The following is a 3,403-nucleotide window of genomic DNA, read 5'->3' as shown; positions in this document are numbered from 1 at the left end:
GCAGCGAAAAGAGCAGCGGTGCCTCATAGCTGAGCATCTGCCCGACGATGCGCATACCGCCGATGAACGAGTATTTATTGTTCGACGCATAGCCACCCATCAGGAACGGCAGAACCGCCTGTCCCGAGACGGCGAACAGGAGGAACACGCCCACGTTCACATCGGCGAGCACCGCGCCCGCATCGAACGGGAAGAACGCATAGGCGAGTGCCGCAGGCACAAAGAGCAGTGCGGGCGAGAGTGCCCAGACAACCTTGTCCGCACCGGCGGGCATGATATCCTCCTTGCTCATCAGTTTCAGCATATCTGCAATCGGCTGGAGAAGTCCGAAGCGTCCCCCGACGCGGTTCGGACCGATGCGCACCTGGATGAACGCACAGATCTTGCGCTCCGCATAGGTAAAGACAATCGCCGCCATCGAGATGATCCCGAGCAGGATTGCGATGCCGACGAAGGTCATGACTAGATCCACCACAAACGGGATCGGCACAACACTGTAAACAGCAGCGCGCAGCGTGAGTGCAATCGCTCCCAAGAAAGAAAGTTCCATCATTTTCCTCCTTTCTCAGCAGTCCACTTCGCCCATGATCGGGTCGATGGATGAATACGCGGCAACCGAGTCACCGATGAACATACCGCAGCACATCGCATCCAACCCCTGCATATTGACGAACGAGGGTCGACGGATGTGGATGCGGTACGGCTTCGTCGTCCCGTCGCTGACAATGTAGAAGCCGAGCTCGCCGCGCGTGCCCTCCGTACGGCTGAACACCTCGCCCTTCGGCGGCTTGATGACCTTCGGTACTTTTTTTCCCATAAAGTCACCCTCGGGCAGACCGTCGATCGCCTGACGAATGATCTTCGCGCTCTCGGCGATCTCATTCAGCTTCACCATGTAGCGATCCCAGTTGTCGCCGTTCTTGCCCACGGGGATGTCGAAGTCAAAATCATCGTAGACGCTGTAGCCATCCACCTTGCGCAGGTCAAAGGCCAGCCCCGTCGCACGCAGGTTCGGCCCCGTCATATTGTAGGACAGTGCCTGTTCCGTTGTCAGCGGCGATGTCCCCACAATGCGGCGGATAAAAATTTCATTACCCGTCAGAAGCTTGTTATACTCCTCAAGAAAAACGGGAACTTCATCGAGAAACGCACGAATCAGCACCTCTGCCTCGGGCGAGATGTCTTCCTTCACCCCGCCGATGCGGATGTAGTGGAAGGTCTGCCGTGCACCGCAAACGAGGTTGAAAATGTCGAGGATCTTCTCGCGGTCGCGGAAACAGTAAAGCATTCCCGTCGACGCGCCCAGATCGTTTGCAAGCGTCCCGATAAAGATCAAATGGCTGTTGATGCGGTTCAGCTCCGCCATAATGACACGGATGTACTCCGCACGCGGCGTTGTCTCAATGCCCGCGAGCTGCTCCACCGCAAGCGCATAGCCGAAATTGTTGTTCATCGCAGAGATGTAGTCAAGGCGATCCGTATAGGGGAGCCCCTGCACATACGTCCTGTCCTCAAGCAGCTTTTCGATGCCGCGATGGAGATAGCCCATGATCGGCGTCGCCCTCACGATGCGCTCACCATCAAGCTCGAGCTGCACCTGCAGAACGCCGTGCGTCGAGGGATGCTGCGGCCCCATGTTAAGCGTGTAGGTCTCGCTGCGTACCATCAGATCCCCTCCCTTCGGATGCGCGGAATGTTCGGCGGAGGCGGCGGCACAAAGTCCTTGCGCAGCGGATGCCCGACGAAGTCCTCATGGTGAAACACGCGCCTGAGATCTGGATGTCCCGTGAACGAAATCCCCATGAGATCATAGACCTCGCGCTCCTCGAACTCCACGCCCGGAAACACTGCCGTTGCCGATGGAACAACAGGCGCATCGTGCGGCAGCGTCACCTTCACCGTCAGCCAATGCATATGCACGGGTGAAAAGAGATGGTAGACCATCTCGAAACGATCCTTCCAGTCGACCGCCGTCACATTCTCCATACGCGTCAGCTGCAGTGCCGTATCGTCACGCAGAAACGTCAGGAATGCGACGAGTTCATCCACGCCGATATAGACTGCGGCACGCGCTGCCTCTGCATCATATGCTGCGTTTGAAAATGCGAGCTTGATGCCGGCAAGTGCCTCCGCAGATAAATAATCATTTCTCATGCGTTCACCGCCTTTGCCGCTGCCTGCTCCGCCCAATAGGCACGCTCGGCTGCAACTCGTTCGGGATGGAGAATCTTCTCGCGCAGCTTGAGCATCCCGTCGATCAGTGCCTCGGGACGCGGCGGACAGCCGGGGATATAGACATCCACGGGCAGAATCTCATCCACGCCCGGCACAACGGCATACGAATCCGCAAAGGGGCCGCCCGCAATCGTACACGCGCCCATTGCGATCACATATTTTGGCTCGGGCATTTCCTCGTAGAGGCGCACAATCGGATCTGCCATCTTCCACGTCAGCGTCCCGGCGACGATCAGGAGATCCGCCTGACGGGGACACGGGCGGAAGACCTCATAGCCAAACCGTGCGAGGTCGAAGCGCGCCGTCGCCGTACTCATCATCTCGATTGCACAGCAGGCAAGCCCCGAGGACAGCGGCCAGATCGAGCTCGCGTGCGCCCAACGCAGGAGCTCGTCAAGTTTCACCACGAAGACATTGTGACGCAGGCTTTCGGGTACGCGATCCGCTATCTCCATGAGAGATCCCCCTTTCGCCATGCGTAGGCAAGGCCGAGCGCAAGAATACCGACAAAGACAAACATCTCAATGAGCGCAAACAGTCCGAGCATCTGAAACTCGACCGCCCACGGATAGAGAAACACCGTCTCGATGTCAAAGACGATGAACAGCAGCGCGTAGAGGAAATACCCTGCACGATACTGCACATACGGCGAGCCGATCGGATCAACGCCGCACTCGTAGGGAATGTATTTCTGCGGTGACGGCTGCTTCGGCTGCAACAGAAATGCAGGACCAAGCGCCATGACGGGGAAAAACAGCGCCACCATCAGAAAAATCCCAAGACTTCCATACTCTCCCATACACAGGCCTCCTTATCATATGATTAAATAAATACATAGGAAAAATAAATAATCAGAAACAATAATTGATGGGTAAAAAAATATGTCAAATCAAGTGACACTAGATAAAATTTATAATCGCTGGCAGGTATAATAAAATCCATGTATAATATAACCGAAAAACACTTCTTTTACAAGGAGAGCAAGGAAAAAACTTCTATTTATATTCATTCTTTTTTGCTATTTTGACATCGTTTGAAAGAAGTGGCTTTTCCTGCTATAATCATAAGCAATATCAGGGAACGCTTCGTTGATCGGAGCAACAAGTTCTCCAGCCAGAAGGAGTTTTTTACACAATGCTGTTACACCGAAAATCCGTCGAACTGCTTG

5 protein-coding genes are annotated in these 3,403 nt (G+C 55.0%); all 5 read right to left on the bottom strand.

What is annotated here, in order from left to right; all coding sequences use genetic code 11:
• Positions 1-553: complex I subunit 1/NuoH family protein (locus ACO6BQ_RS02180; RefSeq protein ID WP_489119287.1), on the bottom strand; the 553-nt coding region annotated here is incomplete at its 3' end.
• 12 nt (positions 554-565) lie between these two features.
• The gene (locus ACO6BQ_RS02175) at positions 566-1,666 is read right to left on the bottom strand and encodes an NADH-quinone oxidoreductase subunit D (RefSeq protein WP_489119285.1); all 1,101 of its coding nucleotides are present in this window, start codon (positions 1,664-1,666) and stop codon (positions 566-568) included.
• Positions 1,666-2,154: an NADH-quinone oxidoreductase subunit C gene (locus ACO6BQ_RS02170; RefSeq protein WP_489119282.1), complete on the bottom strand. Its 489-nt coding sequence runs from the start codon at positions 2,152-2,154 to the stop codon at positions 1,666-1,668. Before ACO6BQ_RS02170 ends, ACO6BQ_RS02175 begins: the two co-directional genes overlap by 1 nt.
• Positions 2,151-2,690, bottom strand: coding sequence for an NADH-quinone oxidoreductase subunit B (locus tag ACO6BQ_RS02165; RefSeq protein WP_009441907.1), 540 nt, complete (start codon positions 2,688-2,690; stop codon positions 2,151-2,153). Before ACO6BQ_RS02165 ends, ACO6BQ_RS02170 begins: the two co-directional genes overlap by 4 nt.
• Complete coding sequence (locus tag ACO6BQ_RS02160) at positions 2,681-3,034, bottom strand: NADH-quinone oxidoreductase subunit A (protein WP_009441908.1); 354 nt, start codon at positions 3,032-3,034, stop codon at positions 2,681-2,683. Before ACO6BQ_RS02160 ends, ACO6BQ_RS02165 begins: the two co-directional genes overlap by 10 nt.
• Between the last annotated feature and the right edge of the window lie 369 nt (positions 3,035-3,403).

This window comes from Centipeda sp. (in: firmicutes) (assembly GCF_057271695.1).
Note: the sequence above shows the minus strand (reverse complement) of the source record. Positions and strands in the feature narration are given on the sequence as shown.

Coding starts and splice junctions, on each gene's coding strand:
- ACO6BQ_RS02175 (WP_489119285.1), bottom strand. CDS start 1,666: ATGGTACGCAGCGAGACCTACACGCTTAACATGGGGCCGCAGCATCCC.
- ACO6BQ_RS02170 (WP_489119282.1), bottom strand. CDS start 2,154: ATGAGAAATGATTATTTATCTGCGGAGGCACTTGCCGGCATCAAGCTC.
- ACO6BQ_RS02165 (WP_009441907.1), bottom strand. CDS start 2,690: ATGGAGATAGCGGATCGCGTACCCGAAAGCCTGCGTCACAATGTCTTC.
- ACO6BQ_RS02160 (WP_009441908.1), bottom strand. CDS start 3,034: ATGGGAGAGTATGGAAGTCTTGGGATTTTTCTGATGGTGGCGCTGTTT.